The organism is Nocardia brasiliensis (assembly GCF_011801125.1).
Classification (GTDB): domain Bacteria; phylum Actinomycetota; class Actinomycetes; order Mycobacteriales; family Mycobacteriaceae; genus Nocardia; species Nocardia brasiliensis_C.
In genome coordinates this window covers 1038281-1057810 of the sequence record NZ_CP046171.1, presented here as the reverse complement: position 1 = coordinate 1057810, position 19530 = coordinate 1038281, and the positions used below count along the sequence as shown (strand labels likewise).

Annotated in this window: 1 protein-coding gene; it reads right to left on the bottom strand. The window is 69.7% G+C overall.

The window, feature by feature from the left end:
- Window positions 1-24 precede the first annotated feature (24 nt).
- Complete coding sequence (locus F5X71_RS04710; protein ID WP_167460823.1) at window positions 25-19521, bottom strand: hypothetical protein; 19497 nt, start codon at window positions 19519-19521, stop codon at window positions 25-27.
- Window positions 19522-19530 lie beyond the last annotated feature (9 nt).

Here is a 19530-nt window from a genome sequence, read left to right as displayed (position 1 = left end):
GCCATTATCGTCGCGGTTGTTCGATCAGGTGAAAACCGTGGCGCAGCGCCGCGGATCGGCGAGCACGTCACGGACCAGCAACCCGAGATCGGTGCCGATGCCGGTGAGCGGATACGGGACATCGGTGACGGTCTGGCCGTCGACGTTCACCTGGAACCGCGCCTGCCGCGGACCGCGCTGCTCCCAATTCACCCAGACCGCGGGCGAATCGAGATCGAACTCGTTGGCGCCGAGCCGCAGCGTCAACCTGCTGTCCTTGCGATAGAACACCGCGAGCGTGTCGCCGAAGTAGCCGAGCACGCCGCCCACCTGCCCGGTGGCGATGGTAGCGGCACGCAACGCGCCGGTGTCCGGATCGAAGGTCGCGAGCCGTCCGCCGTCGAGGGCCTGCAAGATGATTTCCGAACTGCCGGAACCGTTCTCGCCGTTCCAGTGCTTCCGTCGCCCGTCCCGGCCACCGGAGGCGCCACCCGCGCCCGATCCCGCCATGGGCGGCACCATCGGAGGCACCATCGGCGGGACCATCGGTTGTTGCGGTCCGGCGGACAGCAGCGGGTTCGGTGGGAGCCCGAGCTGTCCGGGGTTGCCGTTCCGGCCCGGGTGATGCGGTATGGCCGACTCGCCCGGGTACGGCGGCAGCGGCGCACCCGACTGACCTGGCGGTTGCGTCGGGTCCGGCGTCTGGGTCGGGCCAGGCGTCTCGGTCGGGTCCGGGGGAAGCGTCGGCGTTGGGGGCGGCGTCGTGGGAGGTGTCGTCGGCGGCGTGGTCGGAGGTGTCGTCGGCGGCGTGGTCGGCGGCGTGGTCGGCGGCGTCGTCGGCGGCGTCGTCGGCGGCGTGGTCGGCGGCGTAGTCGGCGGCGTAGTCGGCGGCGTAGTCGGCGGCGTAGTCGGCGGCGTCGTGGGAGGTGTCGTCGGCGGCATGGTCGGCGGCATGGTCGGCGGCATCGGGTGCGGCGTCGTCGGCTGGCCCCCCGGATGATTCGGCGGGCTCGGCGGCACGGGCGGCCGCGGCGGCACGGGCGGCTGCGGCGGCACGGGCGGCTGCGGCGGAGTCGGCGGCTTCTCCGGCTCCGGCAACTCCGGCATCGGCGCCTTCGGCGCGGGCGGCGCCATCGTGGGCGGCGGGAAGTCGAGCTCGAACTCGTGCGGCGGGTGCGGAATACGCGAGCGGAAGACCGGCGGCGTCATCCCTTCCGCCGTGCGCGTCCGATCATCGCTGTCACCGTCATCGTCGTCGGTCGACCGATCCCGATCCGCACTGTTGTCGGCATCGTCGCGATCCCGACCCGAGTCCGGATCCCGCTGCTGGGTACGGCGATCGGCACCGTCGAGCACGCCGTCCTCGGTGCCGGGGCGCACCGGTGCCGTGTAATCCACTGCCTCGTGCCGGTTCTCGCTTTCCTGGTCGGTTCGCGAGCGGTCCGGCGTACTCGTCTCCGGGTCGGCGAGTGCCGCGGCCCGAGACTCCGCGCGCGCCAGGTCCTCCTCGATCCGCGCGACCGCCAACTCGGCCGCCAGGTAGTCACGTGCGGCCTGTTCCAGCTCGGCAACCCGGTCCAACCGGGCTTGCTGCTCGGCGACATCCAGTGTCCGGGAACGCAGTTCGTCGGCACGCGCGACGATCTCGTGCTCGGAGTCGAGCTGGTTCGGCTCGATCGACACCCGCAGCGCCTCGGCCGCCGCCGCCCGCGCGGCCTCGGCTCGGTCCAGCGCCTGCTGGGCCCTGGTCAGCTGTAGTTCCAGGTCCTCGCGGCGTTCCCGCACCGCAAGGCGTTCGGTCTCCCGTGCCGCGGCGTCGGTGTCGCCTTCCTGGCGGATCGGCGAATCCGCTTCGGCCGCAGGCAATTCCGCCCGACCGCTGCGTTCCAGCTCCCGTGCCTTCGCGAGTTCGCTGTCGTGACGCGCCAGGCTCTCTTCGAGCACCCGCACCACCTCGTCGGCCGCGTCGAGGTCGCGACAGACCCGCGCCAGATCATCGACGCGCCGTTCGCCTTCGGCATCGGTCTGTTGCGCGCGCAGATCCGCGAGCAACGCCTCGGCCGTCCGATCGGAACCGAACAACCATGCCGGATCCAGGCCGAGAGCTTGTTCCAGTTCGAGCATCGCGTCGAGATGGGTGTTCAACGCCTCTCGCGCCCGGTCCAATTCGAATTGGTAGCGGTCGCGTGGCAGTAACGGCGGCGGGTCGGGCAGGGGGCCGACAGCGTACGGAATGCCCGCACGCCAGTCCGTCAACGGCGGTCGGTCCGCGTCCCAGTGGAAGCCGAGGCTGACCGCGTGCGTGTTCGCGTCGTGCCAGGTCTTGTCGTGGTTCTCCGGGTCCCGCAGGAACTCCGACTCGGCCAGCGCGTCGTAGAGCAGCACGATGTCCTGCTTCAGCGCTTTGCCGTCGACCAGGCGGTTGATCGCCTCGGCGACATCGGCGAGCTGGTCCATCCGCTTCGAGACCATCCGGCCGGTGGGATCGGCGTAGTCGGTGACCAGGTGCTCGTCGACCATCAGATGGTCGAGCACCTGCTGGATCTGTTCCCTGGTGAAATTCGGCGGCGGCAACGCGCCATCCGCGGTGACGTCGTACCACATCCGCGGCGCCAGGTCCGCGACGATCTCGTTGATCCGCTCGTCACTGATCCGGCCGTTGTTGCTGCGTTCGTCGAGCAGCGCGTTGCGGATGTCGGCGATGGTCTCGCGCACCAGGTCCCGATCGTTGCCGTCGAACATGGTGTCGGTGCGCCCGGCCAGCTCGTCGATCTGCTGACCGATCCGGTCCAGCTGCTGACCGACGTCGGGGCGGGTCGGGTCGATGCCGCGGTGGCCGTCCACCAATTGCTGGCGCACCAGGTCGATCAGCGTGCGAGCGGCGGCCTCCTGCTGATCTCTGCCGTACTGCGCCAGCTGGTCGGCGATCTTGTCGGCCAGTTGATCGTCGGCACGGAACTTTTCGTACTGGCTGTCGGCCCAGTCCTGCACCGTCTGCCATCTGGCGGCCTCGTCATCGAACTGACGCTGCAACCACTCGGGGATCTCCACATGGTCGTGGCGGGTGTGTTCGCTCGCCTCCCAGCTGCGATACATCGGCTGGATGTTGGTCTCCGGCGGTTTGTGCCAGTCGAATCCGGACCACACCGTCGCGAACGGCGGCAGCTTCTGCAGCCACGGCCTGGCCTTGACCCAGTCCCCGATCTCCGGATGCCGCTGGATCCACTCCTTCACCTTCGGGTGATCGATCGCCGCGAGCAGCGTACGGATATCCCGTTGAATGGCATAGAAATCCGATCCGACGTGCACGTTGACCAGAGCGTCGTCGGGCACGCCCTCCTGGAAGTACTTCACCGGCACGTTCATCGGGTTCATCGGCAGCATGTTCTTCGCGATATGCCCCGGCGGGATATCGGCGAAAGGCGTTGCCAGGTCATTGATGTAGTCGGCGAGGCCGGCCCACCAGTCCGGGTCGCCCGGGTTGTAGGCGTCCGGCGTCTCCGCGTCGCGATTGGTCTTCCAGTCCGGCCTGCTCGGGTCGACCGGATGCCACTGCCCGTCGCTGTCCTGCCACCGGACCACCAGCATGCCGGTATCGCCCTTGATCCAACCCGTTTCGGTGCGTTCCAGCCGCGGCCCGTGCTGCACCACCGGCTCCCGGCCCGCGGCAGTGTGCCGGTACTCGATCTGCGGCCCGCGCATCATCGCCTGCGCTACATCGGAATTCGTTCGGACCGCGTGCGCGAACGCGGTGTCGTGTCCGCCCCGCGGATAGTCGGCCCCGGCCACCGGGCCGAAGACGACGATGCGCGGATGCAGCCCGCCGAAGAAGCCGACCTGGTCGGTCACCATGCGTCCGCCCTCGGCGGTGAGCGTGTCCCGCCAGCCCGCGACCTCGTGCCAGCGCTCGGTGAGCGCGTTCATCTGATCCTGTAGCCGGGTCATCGTGTTGTCGGCCCTGATCACATCGGCGGCCGCGGTGGCGAGCACCTCGAGCATCGCGGGCCGATCGGGATCGGTGCCGTCGTCGGTACGCAGGTGGTGATCGATGGTGTCGGCCAGACGCTGCGGCTCCGGCCCCAGCTCGGTCAGCGGAATACTCAGTCGCTCCGCCAGATCCTCCAGCACGGCACGCGGCCGCCTGCTCTCCTGGAAGACCGCGGCCTGCCTGGCCGCCAGCTTATCCAGTTCCTCGACAAGGTCATCGGAGAGCGGCCGGTCCCGGTCCACGCCCTGGCGATGCAGTTCGTTGAGCCTGCCGTCGATCCCCGTGACGAGTTGGTCGAGCCGGTTGAACTCGCGCACGGACTGCTGCAGGTTTCGGATGGCCTGCTCACGGAGTTCGCGCTCGGGCCCGGCGACCGGCTCGTGCACCACCCGGCCCGGGCTGTCGAGGTTGCCCGGCAACCGCACCGTGCGGGTGCGCGCCTCCTGGTACAGATCGAGTACCCGCTGATCGAACGCGTCACCGCTGAGTTCGGGCACGTCGAGCCGCAAGGCGAGGTCATCCCTTACCGCACGGGCGTTCTCGCGTTCGCGCGCCCGATCGGCCCGCTCCTCCAACAGCCGATCGTATTCGGCCTCACGGGTTTCCAGCGGCGTACTCTCGGCATCGAGCGCGGCCAGCTCTTCGGTCAACCGCGTCAACGCTTCCTCGTCGGTCGCGATCCGATTGCACAACCGCTCCAGCTCTTTGACCCGGAGCACGTCGTGCGGCATCCGCTCCTGGCCCTCGACCCGGTGGTGGTTCAACTGCCGCAGGGTGTCGTCCAAGGCCTCGCCCGGCCGCAATGCCGCCCAGTCGTTCGACGGGTCGACGCCGAGCAGCGTAGCGAGTTCGTCGCGCCTGCGCATCGCGCTGTCCCGGTCGGCGAGCACCTCCTCGCGCGACTGGACCAACTCGGCGCGACGCTCGGCGGGGTCCACCTCCGGTGTCGGGGTCGGGTCGGGTCGCCCCGGGTCGCCGGTCCGCGGCGCACCCGCCGGATCGACGACACCCGTGGATCTCGGTGCGCCGCTTTCGTTGTCGGGAACATGCGGCTGTTCGGGAGCGCCGGGCCGCTGCGGGCCACCCGGCTGCCGCGGACCCGCACCGCCCGGGTCACCAGGATCGCCCGACGGGCCCTCGGGCGGCATCGGACCGTCGGGGCGCACGTTCTGCTCGAGCATCGTCAACCGGTCGAGCACGGACTGATACCAGTCCGGGTGCGCGGCGAACTCCGGCTCCAGCGCCTCGATCCTGGCGCGGATCTCGGCGAGTTCGGCGGCGCTGAGGTCGTGCTGCCGCCACTGCACCGTGCCGTCGGCGCCACGGTCGAAGAAGTGATGGGCGAACCCACTGGAGGTTTCGGCGTCGCCACGACGGCCACCGACGAAGGCGAGGCTGTGGTCGATACCGCTGATCTGTCCGTCCCTGGTGGCCAGCCAGTTCGTCATGCCGCGGTCCGGCATCCGGATCAATACATCCAGCAGGCCGAGGCGCACACCGGCCGGGGTGTCGGTGAGCCCGGTCTGCTGCGGGCTCCACGCCCCCGGATGCAGGCTGCTCGGCCAGTCACCGGGCATGAACTGCATGAAGATCATGTTGTCGCTGACCCGCAGGATGTGCGGCACGTTCGCCCCGACCGCCCGGCCGACCAGTGCCGCAAGCACTTCCGCGTCGGCGTGGACCGGGTTGCTCAGCGTCTTGCGGATCAGCTGGGTGCCATCGGCGAGGGTGATCAGCTCGACCCGCTCGGCCATCTGCAGCGCGCCCTCACTGAGGATCTCGACGCGAATCTGCTCACCGGAGTTCGGCGCGTCGTCGATCCGAGCCACGGCGCGGGCGAGATCCGCCGCGCCCGTATCGGCTTCGCCCGGAACGCGCGGCGCACCCTGCGGTGGACGGTTCTGACGGCCTTCTGGCCCGTCGCCCGGATCGCCGACCGGCGGTGCCGTCGGCGGCTGCGGCGGCTTCTTCCCGCCGCCCGCTCCCTCCGTCCGCGGGGCAGGAGCCTGCTGCGGCGCTTCGCTTTCCGGACGCGCGGCCGCACTCGGCACCCGCGTTTCGGGCGCACCGGTCTGCTCGCTCGACGGCCCCGGACGTACCGGAGCACCCGCCCCAGCGCTGCGAGTCGGCCGCGGACTCGGCGGGACCGCCCCGGTCTCGGGTGTCGCACTGCCCGGCGGCAGCAGATCCACGACCGTCACGTGGCCCGCGTCGTCCACCAGCACTTGCCGATAGACGACCTCGATGTTCTGCTGCGCCAAGGAATTACGCAGATCCGCGCCGACGATGTGCTCGGGCGAGCGGAACGGGGAGACCACGAGCACGCGCTGCGGGTCGCCTGGCAGCAGCGCGACACCGTCGGCGTTCGGCAGCGGCTGCCCCTCGGTGGCGAGCAGGTCCCGCGCGACCTCGGCGGCGGCTTCGGTGCGCAGGTCATTCCTGGTCCGGACCGACTCGTGGTACTGGCCGAGGTGCTGCGTGAGCGTGCCCATCAGCCGCGTCACGTCGGTGTAGTGCTGCTGCGCGGCCCTGCGGTCGTCGAAGTATTGCACCATCTCCTCTGGCCGGATACCGGTGCGGTTGTTCAACTCGGTGATCCGGGCATCGGCGGCGTCGGCGACCTCCCTGGCACGCTGCTCGATCTGCCGCGGGTTCAACCCGTCCGGGTCGACGCCGAGGGCGCGCAGTGCCGCCCGCGCGCCGTCGAGCAGTTGCTGACCACGCGCCGCCTCGTCGGCGATCCGCGTCACCAGACTCTCGAATTCCGGTGTGCGCGTGGATGGCTCGTGTGCGCGCGGCTCCCCGACCGTCGACCACTGCCCCACCGGTGCACCGGACTGCGGACGGTTGACCGCACCCGGGTCCGTGGCAGGCGCGCCGACTTCGGACTGCCGGTTGACGACAGGATCGCCCGGCTCCCCCGCACGCGGCACCGCGCCACCCACCTGGCTCTCACCCACCGGCTGCGGCGCCTCGCGCGACGGCGGCACCGCGGCCGACCGCGGCACCTCACCGGCCGAAGGCGTTTCCCGCACCGGCGCCACGGCACCGGACTGCGGAGCCCGACGCGCAACCGGCTGCTCGGCCGGCCCCGGACGCGAAGCCTCACCCGCAGAAGGTGTTTCCCGCACCGGGGACGCGGCACCGGACTCCGGAGTCTGACGCACACCCGGCTGCTCAGCCGGGCTAGTCTGCGAAACCTCACCAGCCGACGGTATTTCGCGCACCGGCGTCGCGGCTCCGGGTGGCGGAGCCTGGCGTGCCCGCGACGGCTCGGCAGGCGTGGCCTCAGCGGGCGCACCGACCTGCGGGGTTTCGCTCGACTGCGGGGTGTCGCCGGTCGGGGGTCGCTTCGCGGCGCCGCCGTCGCTCGGCGCGTCGGGCTCCGGGCGGGTGGCGGGGAGGGCGGAGGCGTCGGGTGGATCGATGCGGTGCACCTGAGTGCGGCCGTCCTCGCCGGTGACGAGCCGGAAGAGCACCACGTTGTCGCGGTTCGGCCCGACAACCTCGGCCAGGTCCGGATGCTGAGCGAGCGCTCGATCGATCAGCGTCGTGGGCTGCGCCGACTCGCCACGCAGTACGACAACGACCCGACGCGGATCGCCATCGATCACACCGACCTGCGGCAGACCGGTTAGCGGGCGTGCACCGACCTGGGCCAGCACGTTGTCCCGAAGCTGTTGCGTGAGCTGCTGATCCAGGTCGGCGGCCGTGCGCTCGGCGTCGCCCTTCCGCTCGAACGCGCCTTCGGCCTCGGCCTGGTCGCGCGCCCGCTGCAATTGCTGCTCGGCCTCGTCCCTAGCCCGCAACGCGTCGGCCTTGGCCTGCTCCAGCCGATCGATCGCCGCACGCTGCTGCGGTGTCTCCGCGACCGGTGGGCGCTGCGCCGCGCCACCGTCGCTCGGTGTGTCGGGCTCCGGCCGCGTGGCGAGCAACGGGGGCGCGTCCGGCGGATCTTCCCGATGTACCTGCGTGCGGCCGTCTTCGCCGGGGGTGAGCCGAACGACAATGGCATTGTCGCGATTCGGCCCGACGAGATCGCCGAGTTCCGGATGCCGCGCCACCGCCCGGTCCAGCACCGTGGCCGGATCCGACTCACCGTGCACCACGACAACGACCCGACGCGGATCGCCATCGATCACACCGACCTGCGGCAGGCCAGGCAGCGGGCGCGCACCGGCGTCAGCCAGCGCATTGTCCCGAAGCTGTTGGGTGAGTTGCTGATCCAGGTCCGCGGCATCCCGTTCGGCGAATCGCTGCCGCTCGAACGCGCCCTCGGCTTCCGCCTGGTCGCGCGCCTGCCGCAGCTGCTGCTCGGCCTCGTCCCTGGCCCGCAACGCGTCGGCCTTGGCCTGCTCCAGCCGATCGATCTCGTTCTGGCGTTGCCGCGCTTGCGCTTCGGCGTCCCGCTGCCGTTCGGCGATCGCCTCGGGGGTTTCCGTCTGCTCGGGTCGCGTTGGCGCATCCGGTTCCCCGGCAAGCAGTTCCATGCGCTGGGCACGCGGCAGAGCACGCTCGGCGTTGTACCGATCGAGCTGGTCCTCTAGCCGCGTCACCTCAGCGGCGGCCGCATCGAACTCTTGCAGCGCCCTGCTCAGATCATCGATCCGCTGCCGTCCCGCATCATCGGGCTGCTGTGCCCGCAACTCCGCCAGCCGCGGCGCCGGATCCTCGGCGAACACCACGTCCGCGTCGACCCCGGCATCGATGGCAGCCTGGAGCAAGGCATCAGTGCGCGCTTCCCACGCGACCCGAGCCTTGGCGAGCTGGAGCTCGTAGCGGTCCCGCGGCAGGAACGGCTCCGGCGCATTGAGCGGCTCGGGCGCGTACGGGATGCCGGCCCGCTCCCCGGTCAGCGGTGGCCGGTTCGCGTCCCAGTGGAAGCCCTCGGCGACGGCGTGCGCGTTCGCGTGATGCCAGGTCTTATCCGCGTTGGCCGGATCGCGCAGATAGCTGGACTCGGCCAGCGCGTCGAGCAGCAACACGATGTCGGCGGGCAGCGGCTTGCCATCGAGGATCCGGTTGATCGCCTCGGCGACATCGGCCAGTTGATCCATCCGCCTGCGCACCGGCCTGCCGCTCGGATCGGTGTGGTCACTGGCCAGGTGCTCGTCGACGAGCAGATGATCGAGGATCTGCCGCAGTTGCGCGGTGGTGAACTCGGGGAACTCGAGCCGCGGCGTGACCTGCTCGAAGTCCAGATCCGGTGGTTTCAGTGCCGGGTTCTGGCGTTCGAATTCCGGCACCAGCGGACGGATCGCCGGGGTCAATTCCTCGACCCGCAAAGCGATATCGGCGTCGGTGATCGGACGTTCGCTGCGAATGTCGAGCAACTGCTTGCGAATTTCGGCGATCGTGTCCCGGATCTCGGCCACGTCGTCGGTGCGGAAGTGGTTGGCGAATTTGCGCGCCAGCCGGTCGATCTGATCGTCGATCAGCTGCAGTTGGTTGTCGACGTCAGGGCGGTTCAGGTCGACCCCGCGGTGCGGGTCCACCAGCTCCTCGCGGATGTGCTTCAGCACATCCTGCGCACCGGCTACCTGCTGCCGATCTCGATAGTCGGCCACCGGCCCGACCAGTCGATCGGGGAGCTGATCGTCGGCACGGAAGCGCTCGTATTCGCGATCGGCCCAGTCCTGAACCACTTCGCGCCACCGCTTGACATCCGCATCGATCGCGCGCTGCACCCACTCCGGGATCTCGACCCGGTGATGGAACTGTGTGTGCTCCGACTGCTCCCATCGCCGGTACATCGGCTGGATATTCGACTCCGGCGGCTTGTACCAGTCGAACGAGGCCCACATGGTGCCGAAGATCGGCATCTTCTGCAGCCACGGCCGCGCCTTGACCCAGTCGCCGATCTCCGGATGCCGATGAATCCAGTCCCGGACCATCGGATGATCGATGGCCGCGAACAAGGTACGCAGATTCCGTTGGATGGCATAGAAATCGCCGCCGATGTGAATCTCGACGATGGAGTTCGGGTCGACGCCGCTGCTGTCGTAGAGCGCCGGCGAGTTCATCGGATTCATCGGCAGCATATTCTTCGCGATATGCCCCGGCGGGATATCGGCGAAAGGCGTTGCCAGATCGTTGATGAAGTCGCCGAGGCCCGCCCACCAGTCGGGGTTGGGCTCCTCCCAATACGCGGGCGTGTTGTCATCGCGGTTGGTGCGCCATTCGGGCCTGGCCGAATTCACCGGGTGCCAGTTGCCGTCGCCGTCTTGCCAGCGGACCATCAGCATGCCGGGATCCCCGTTGATCCAACCGGTTTCAGCGCGCTCGATCCGGGGGCCGCGCATACCGACATCACGCCAGCCGCCGTCGCGGTCGGTGACGATCTGGTGGTACTCGACGCGGGGGTTGCGCATCATGGCCTGCGCGATGGTGGGGCTGCGGTCCAACGCGTCGCGCAGCGCGGCGTCGAATTCGCGGTGCGGGCCCTGGAATTCGGCGCGCGGGCCGAACACGATGACCCGCGGACGCTCGCCGTAGATGATGCCGACACGGTCGGTCACCATGTGCCCGCCCTGTGCGGTGATGAGATCGCGCCACAACCCGGTGACCCTAGCCATCTCGTCGGCGAGCCTGCCGATCGCGTGATCGGCGGCCAGCACGTCGGTGGCCGCGGACTCCAGGAGATCGAGCATCGCCAGGCGATCGGCCATCTCGTCGATTCGGGTCGTCCGCGAACGCTCGTTCTCGATCTCCTCGGCCAGCCGCTGCGGGCTCTCCAGCAGGCTCGCCTCGTCGATGCGCAACGCGCGCGCCAGATCCGTGACCATCATCCGCTGCACCCTGGTGTCGCGGAGCAGTTCGGTGCGCTCACCTGCCAACCGATCCAGATCGGTGGCCAGGTCGTCGGAGGGCGGGCGATCGAGTCCGACGCCTTCGTCGCGCAGCTGGGCCATCCGTGCGTCGATCCGATCGATCGCCTGATCGAGTCGGTTGAACTCCGCCAACGCCTCGGCCAGCTCCCGGATCTCCCGTTGCCGCGCTATCGCCTCGGGCCGGGACAGCGGCTCGTGCACGATCCGCTCCATGCTGTCCAACCCACCGCGCACATGTACCGTGCGGCCCTGCGACTCGTCGTACATCTCGAGCACTCGGCGCTCGAAGGCATCGCCGTTGAGATCGGTGATCCCATGCCGCACCGCGAGTTCGTCGCGGATCGCACGGGCCGTCTCGCGATCCTGGAACAGCTGGCGCCGCTGCTCGAGCAGGCGATCGTATTCACCCTCGGGGGTCTCGTTGCGTGCCGCCGCCTCACGTTCGGCGGCGAGCATCGCCAATTCTTGGCCCACCCGGGCGATCTCGGCATCCGCGTCGGCGATCCGGCCGACTTGGCGCTCCAGGTTCGCGACCCGATCCGCGACCACCGGTTGCTCACGCAACTCCGTTGTGCGCCCGAGGATCTCGTCGATGGTGTCGGCCAGATTCTCCGGCCGCAGGCCGGGTGCGTCGACGTCGGAGTCGACCCGCAACCGCATCGCGAGTTCGGTGCGCTGCCGCAGCGCGTCCGCGCGTTCGGCGAGGGCCCGCTCGCGCGCGGCCTCGAGTTCCTGCTGGCGCTGGGCGAACACCTCCTCCCTGGTCGGCGCGGGCACCTCGGGAGTCTGCGTGCGCTCGGGCTCGCGCGCTGCCGGGTCCTCGCCGGAGCGCCGATCACCGTTGTTCGCGTCCGCGTCACCCGGATCACCCACGGGCGGTGGAGTTTCCGGCGGCTTCTTGCCGCCGCCCGCACCCGCGGCCTCCGGTTCGGCCGGAGACTCGCCCAGCGGCCATACCTTCACATCGCCCGGATGCGGTCGCTCGCCGGTGCGGCCGCTGTTCTCCTGATCTTCGGCGCGATGCTGCCCGGCGGGATCCTCCGGTGCGTCCGCGGCGACCCGCGGCAGTACGCCATCGGCGATATCGCGAGCGAACTCGGCACGCATCGCCGCCATGTGTGCCTGCCATTCGGCGTGGTCGGCCCGCATCTGCGACGCCCAGTCCGCGGGCCCGGTATCGGCGAGCTGCCGCATCGCCGCCGCGTGTTCGGCGGCCATGCGCGCCGTCCACTCCGCCTGCTCGGCGCGCATCCGCGCGGACCAGTCCGCGAGACTCTCGTGCCTGCCTTCGGCACGCTCCGGCGTGCCCTCGGCGTCAGCACCCGCCCGCATCGGCGGCTGGGCACCGTTTTCGGGCCGGGGCAGCCGCGGCGGCAGCGCGTCGGCGCCGAGCGCGGCCAGGTCCATCAGCATCTTGTGCAGTACCTGCGCGGGCTCGCTCGCGCGCGAGCCGTTGCTTTCGACGTCCAAGAAGGCGTCGGCGACGGCTTCGCCCGGATTGAACACGCCGTCTTGGTCGAAGCTGTAGGGGCTCAGCTGCCGCAGCCACTGGTCGTAGCCCTGGCGGGTAGCCGGGAAGGCCGGATCGGACGCGGCCTTCTGCTTGTAGTACTCCTGCAGCACATGGTCGGCGTAGGTGAGCGAGTGCGGATCGTCGGGATTCATCGGCCGCAGCGAGACGCGCTGACCGTGCATGTCCACCACATGCCCGAACTCGTGGGTCACGATGGCGCGCACTGCCCGGCCCTCGCCCATCATGTTCGGGCCGAACCGGCCGTTGTTCAGGCCGCGCTGCACTTCCTGGCGGAAGGCGTCCATGCTGCCGACGAAATCGGAACTGAACTTGATCGAGTCCGCGTGGCGCACACCGGTTTCCGGGTTGATCCCCGGCAAGACCATGGCCAGGCAACGGCCGCGGAAGTCGCCGATACCGACACTGCCCAAGGCCATCTGCGGGTACCTGCCACGCAGATCGACGATGCCCCTGGCGATTTCGCGCGCCACCTCGGCGTCGACGCCGGGCCGGTCGAACCCGTACACGATCAGCCCGGTGTCTTCGGCCAGCTTCGCGCCGACCTCCGCCGCGCTCAACGGCGTCCACGCGTCGGTGATCTGCGGCTGCGGCGGCATGTCGTCGCCAGGGCGATGCACTCCATCGCCCGGCGCGTCGGGGCTGGGCGGCATCAGCCGTGAGCCCACCTCACGCTCGTGCGACAGCCCGGCCGCCATCTTCCCGGGATCGTCCGCCCCCGCGGGCCGCGGCCGTGGCGCAGCCCCCTCCTCCGGCCGCGACGAATCCGCAGGCTTCACCGGCTGAGCCGAATCTGTCTGTGGCCGCGATGAATCCGCAGGTTTGACCGGCTGAGCCGAATCCGTTTGTGGGCGCGACGAATCCGCGGTCTTGACCGCCGGACCCGAATCACCTTCTGGTTGTGCGTGGTCCGGCGGGCGCGCGTCCCGCGCCGGATCGGCGGGATCGCCGACGCGCGGCGCCTCCGGCGTGCCCGCCTGTTCGGCGGCGAGGCGCTGCTGTTCGAGCACGCTGTGCTTGGCCGCGTCCGACGGCGGGTACTTGGTCATCCGGTCGGTGGCGCTCTGCGCACCGTCGAGCATGTGATGGCAGTTCGCGCAGAACGGGGCATCGCCCGCACGACCACCGAACGGGAACTGCGGCGCGTGGATCAGCGCGGCCAGCGCGGCACGGTCGTCGGCCAAACCGGCGGCCCGGCGATCCCACAGCATCTGGTTGGTGGCCTTGACCTCGGCATGACCGAGGGGCTCGTCGGGATGCGGATATGGTTCGTTCTGAGGCACATTCGGGTCGTCGCTATGAGTGTACGGACCCGCCTCCTCCATGAGCCGGAGGTTCTCCCTGAGCGTGGGATGGGCGTCCACGTCGGCGATGATGTCGGACCGCTTGCCGTTCGCGGCTTCGTAGACGCGCCCGGTCTGCCGGTCGATGCCAACGGACATGCACGCGCCCTGCGCATTTCGCGACAGCACCTTGTCCGCTGCGGCCTGCCGGTACACATCGGCACGCTCGGCACCCAGCGCACGCACATAGTCGTCGATCGGCACGCCATCGACATGGGTGATCAGATCGGTGTCCGAATCCCGCGTCACCGTCGACTCGTCGAGTGTCCCCAACGGATGGCTGTCGACCTCGGGCCCCGGCATCGCCGCGCCGTTGTCCGGAATGATGAACGACGAAGGCAGCGGCCGATTTTCCGCGCCATCGTCACCGCGATCCACCGGCCCGTCCGCACCGTCGGCAAGCTCGCGCCCCTCCTCCGCCCCAGGCTGCCGATTGTCGTCGACGCTGGCGGCCATCTCTTCCGCCGGGCGGGGGCGGGTGCCGGGGTCGCGGGTTTCGTCGGAGGGGCGGGTGTGGGTGTCGGCGGGGGCGCCTTGCTGGGTCGGGGTTCGGGGGGTGGTGGCGTCGGCGGGTACCGGTTTGATGACCAGGTAACCCTTTTCGCGGGCTACGTCCTCGGAGAAGATTCCGGCTACGTCCTTGACGCCCGGAATCGGGCTGTCGCTCTCGTGCAGGGCGGAAAGGCGCAACAACCCTTCGGGGGTGGTGGCGGCCAGGTCGAGATCGCTGTCGGCGCGGAACGGTTCGCCGGTCTTCTCCGAGATGCCGGTTTGCCTGCTGCCGAAAAGCACCACGGGCTCACCGGTTTCGGCGACCGAGCGCTGCACCGCTGCCAGCATCTCCGGCGTCACACCGGGGCCTGGCTCACCGATCATCTCGACCTCGGGCAGGTCCGTGTCCCGCCGCGGGGCATCGCCGTCGGGGCCGTCGAGATCGGCAGGCGGTGAGGTGTCGGAAAGTTCGTGGCGAGGGCTGCCGGTGCCGTTGTGCTGCCTGCCGTCGAACGGCTGGCCGACCCGGGCCGGATCGTGCGCGCTCGCTTCCTGATCGAGAATGCGGCGCCGGTCCGCGTCGCTGATCGGATGTTCCGGCCGTCCCTCGGGTCCGGCGAGGACGATGGCGCGAATGTTGCGCACCTCCCCCGGCGTGCGCGGCGGGAAGCTGTGATTGTCCAGTCCGGCACCGATATCGCGCACGATGATGTTGTCGCCGCCGACGTTGATCAGCTCGTACGCGTGCGCGCCGACGCCGTGCTCGTCGCGGCCCGCGTAGGTGTCGACGACCAGGGCCGAAGACCCCTCGCCCAGTTCGATGAGCCGCCGCTGGATCTCGGCATGGGTATCGACGGGCCGCAACTCGCCACCGGCCAGCGCCTCCAACTCTCTTGCCGTCATGCCGTCGGGGCCGATGGTGCGCTCCGGCAACCAGATATGGTCGCCGTGCCGATTCCTGAGGTCGATCAGCGCGTCCTCACCGCAGCGGCCGCGGCGGTCGTCGGGCTGGTTCGCGGGGTCGTCGGGGCGCGGGTGCGGACCGCCCGGCGTGCTGCCGTCGGGCGAACCCGGTTGCGGCGGAGTGTGATCGGACTGGACGTCACCGATGTTGTCCATCCGCACCGGCACGCCGTTGCGCTCGAGGCCGAACTCGGAGATCTTGACCTTGCCGTGGATGTTGACGTGCGCCTTGTAGTACTCGATGTCCAGCGTGCCGTCGCGGTGCGCCTTCAGCAGCTCGTCGCGCGCACGCACAAGTGCTTGTCCCTCAGGCGAATCCACGTCGATGCCGCGCGCACGCAACTGCTCCGGGGTCTCGGACAGGATGGTCTTGAGGTTGTGGTCGATGGCCAGCGTGCGCCGCAGGTACTCCGGTGAGCCCTGCTGCGCGCGACCGTCCACGGTATTCGCGCCGCCGAGACCCGAGCCGACACCCTTGGCTTCGATCACGACCAACTTGGGTGGTCGCGGCGGAATCCCGTCGGAGCCGTCGTGGCCGGGCACCAGTACCGCGTAATCGACCATGTCCGAGCCGTCACGCGCGCCCTTGAACGGGCTGATGATCACCGCGTCCGGGTGCCGGGCCGGGTCGAGCCCGAATGCCTGCGCACCGAGCTCGCCGAGCAGCTTGGAGACGCTCACCATCTTCGGGCCGAGCTCGTTGTACTTCTCGGCGCTGGCTTCAAGTTCGCGCAGCAGTGCGAGCTTGGCCACCTTCTCCGCGGCCGTGAGATCGTCGTCGTGTCGAATACTGTCCTGTAGTTCGCCCAAGACCCGATTGAGTTCGCTGGTCTTCAACTGGGGTATCTCGGTGATGTCGTACTTGGCGAACTCCGGAATCAACCGCTTGACGAGGTCGTCGGCGACCGCGTCACGCTCTTTCTGCAGCTCTTTCCGCTCTGCGGAGGCGGCATCCAGCTGCTTCTGCAGCTCCGGGTCGTTGACCGTGAAGGGCTCGGGGGTCCCTTCGCCGGCAAGGAATTTGAAACCCTGCTTGCTGAGGTGATCATCGATCCACCCCGAGCTGTCGCGCAGGCGGAAGCTGCCCTCGTCGCGCCACGTGTTGTCGGCGTCGTCGGGATGGTGCCACTTGCCGTCGCTACCCCGGTAGAACTGGGCCGCGTCGGGTCGCGCACCGATCCGTACCGGATCCGCCTCGTCCGTGCCCTGCTGCATGAGTTCGTCACGGATGTGCGTCGGCACCGGATCGACCGGCGTCCCATCGCCTTTGAACAGGATCGCGAGGGAGCGGTCGACATCGCGGGTCGGCGCACCGCCCTCTTCTCCGGTCAGCGTGGCGTCGCGGATGGTGATCTTGCCGTTCTCGTGCACCATCAGATACGCGTGCGCGCCGACGCCGTGGCGGTCCGATGGTCCGCTGTAGACGTCGACCACCAACGCGGTCGCACCCTCGCCGAGTGTCATCAACCGGTTCGCGATCGCGTCCGCCCCGGGGAACTCGCGCAGCGCACCACCGGCCGAGGCGACCAGTTCACCCGCGGTCATGCCGTCCGGTCCGATCGCGCGGGTCGGCAGGCGGAAGTTCTCGCTACCGAACCTGCGGATCAGTTCCACCACCGACAGCAGGCCGCACTTGCCGCGCAGTTCGTCGGGGTCGCGTGGCTTGGGCGCAGCACCGGGTTCGCTGTCGCCGTCGGGCCGCGGCGAGCCGTCGTTGGGTGCGTCGGCGCCCGGCTGCCGCCCGTGCGGGGTGTTCGCGCCGTCCGGGCCGACCAACGGCGGGACCAACAGGAGATCGTCGCCACCGCGCTGCCGGTCGTCGGGGCCGTCCGCACGGTCGGGATGCTGAGCCGGGTCCGCATCGTCGCGCGACGTCGGGCCGTCGTCGCGCGGACGCGCGCCCACCTCGCCCGGTTCCCGCCCGGCCCGTGGCGCTTCACCCGTGCGCGGCCGATCCCCTTGCGGCGCAGCATCATCCGTACGCGGCGCATCGGTGTCGGTGCGCGGCGCCGCATCATCCGTGCGCGGCGCATCACTGTCGGTGCGCGGCGCAGCGTCATCCGCATGCGGCGCATCGGTGTCTGTACGCGGCGCAGCGTCATCCGCATGCGGCGCATCGGTATCCGTGCGCGGCGCAGCGTCATCCGTGCGCGGCGCATCGGTGTCCGTACGCGGCGCGGCGTCATCCGTGCGCGGCGCATCACTGTCCGTACGCGGTGCCGCATCGTCCGTACGCGGCGCATCGCCCAAACGCGGTGTGGCGTCGACGGATCGGGGAGTCACCTCACCCGAGCGAGGTGCGTCGGCTTGCGGGCGCACGGCGGGATCCCCGGCTTCCGGACGCACCTGGACGCCTTCGCCCGCCTCGCTGGCGACCCGCTGCTTCGCCTTCGGCGCTTCTTCACCGCTCGATTCGGCACGAATGCCGGGGTTCGAATCTCGTGTTCCCGCACGGGAATTCGGATCCGCTACGGAGGCCCGCGAATCAGCGCGCGGCCGCTCCGCCCCTGGGCGCGCGTCCGGCGAACCAGCCCGGGAATCCGACGTCCTCGTCTCGCCACCCGACTGTGTCCGCGCCTGCTCGGCACTGCGCACCGGCTCGGCGCCGGAATGCGGCCGCGCCTCGCCGGGCACGCCGGACCTCGGCTGCGACCCGTCGCCACCGGTCCGGGCGGGGTCCGCGGTGGTAGTCGGACCATGTTGCGGCGCAGCCTGTCCCGATTGCATCGGCGCACCGGCGTCGATGCCGGAATGCTGCGGCGAGCCCGCGGTGCCGAGATCCTGCGCGCTGCCACCCTGATCCGTTGCGCCACTACGACTTTGGTCGCCAGCACCGCCGTGCTCCGGCGCGGCGCCGGCCCGGTTCTCCGACCCGCCTTCCTGTCGCCCGCCGTCGGCCGAGCGAGTTTCGGAGCCGCCCTCGTGCCGCCCGCCGTCACTGGCGCGACTCTCCGAGCCACCCCGATCATGTTGGGGTGCACTGGTTTCGGACTGACTGGCCCGGTTCGAGCCGTCACCGGAATGCTGCTGCGAAGAACCGTCGCCGGTCGAAGTCCGCTGCGAAGAACCGTCACCTGTCGAGGTCTGCGAGGAACCGTCGCCGGTCGAAGTCCGTTGCGAGGAACCGTCGCCCGTCGAAGTCCGTTGCGAAGAACCGTCACCGGTGTTGGTGTCGGTGTTGCGAGATCCGTCGCCGGTTCGACCGCTGTTGTTGCCCCCGGCCCCCGTGCCGTCACCGGCACGTCCCGTTCCGGTGCCACCCCCCTGAGTCGTACCGGTCTGTGCACCAGAACCGTTGGCGCCCAACCCATTTGTCCCAGTGGGGTGCACCCCGGGGGAGTTCACGCCGGTGCCGAGACCGGTCGGCGTGAGGGTACCGAGCGAGCCGACCCTCGGCACGCCGACGGGGTCGACTCGCACACCGCCGCCCCACTTCGGGGACGAGCTGAAGTACCCGTTCGCCAAAGCCTTGTTGCCGCCCGACATCGCGCCATTGGAGACGCCCGCGGTGAACATGCGCGGGTCGAGGTTGTTGAATGCCGCGTCCCAACCGTTCTTATATACGTCGAGGGCGAACTGCGGTAGCGCACCAGCGACAGCACCGACTGTGCCCGCGGCCATTCCGGTGATCGCGCCCGCGAAGAACGGCTTCATCTTGCCGGCCAGCATGCTGCCGAGCTTGTCGCCGACCGGGCCCGCCGCCGCCGCGCCGAGACCGGAGGACAGGGCGGTCATGCCGACCTGCTGCCAGTTGATGCCGTCCTTGCGGTGGCCCTGCATGACCTGCATCTGCTGGATGCCCAGGTCCTGCATGGTGCCCAGCGCCAGGTCGATGGCGACGTGCTTCATGAACCACTTGGCGAAGGCCGAGGTGACCATCTTGGCGAGCGCTCTGGTGATCGCGGCCATCACCCGCTGCGAGATCATTCTGATGGCGAATCTGGTGGCGATAACCGCGCCTGCTTCCACGGCCGGCGCGGTAGGCGGGAAGGCCCACGCGGCCGCGATCTCGAGGGCGAGCAGCGCCAGCGAGGAGGCCATCATCCATTTGGCGTATTCGATTTCATCGCCCACCTGATCACAGGAGTCGGCGATGCCGTCGAAGAATTCCGCCATCTTTTTCAGATTTTGGTTTTCTTGCTCTTTCTTGGCGCCGGTGCCGTCCCACAATTTCTGGAAGACCGCGCCGATCTCGTCGCGGGCCGCACCGTGCGGATATGCGGCAAGGGCGGCGCTTTTCGCGGCCATGATATCCGACTCGATACCCCGGATGCCCTCGGCCGCATTACGCCAATCACCGGCCAAACCGCGCATGCCGGTCTCGGAACCGTCCGGCCAGTCAGTACCGGCGACCCATCCGAGTACATCGACTACGCCGCTCCAAAAATCGCCCATAGCTGGTCA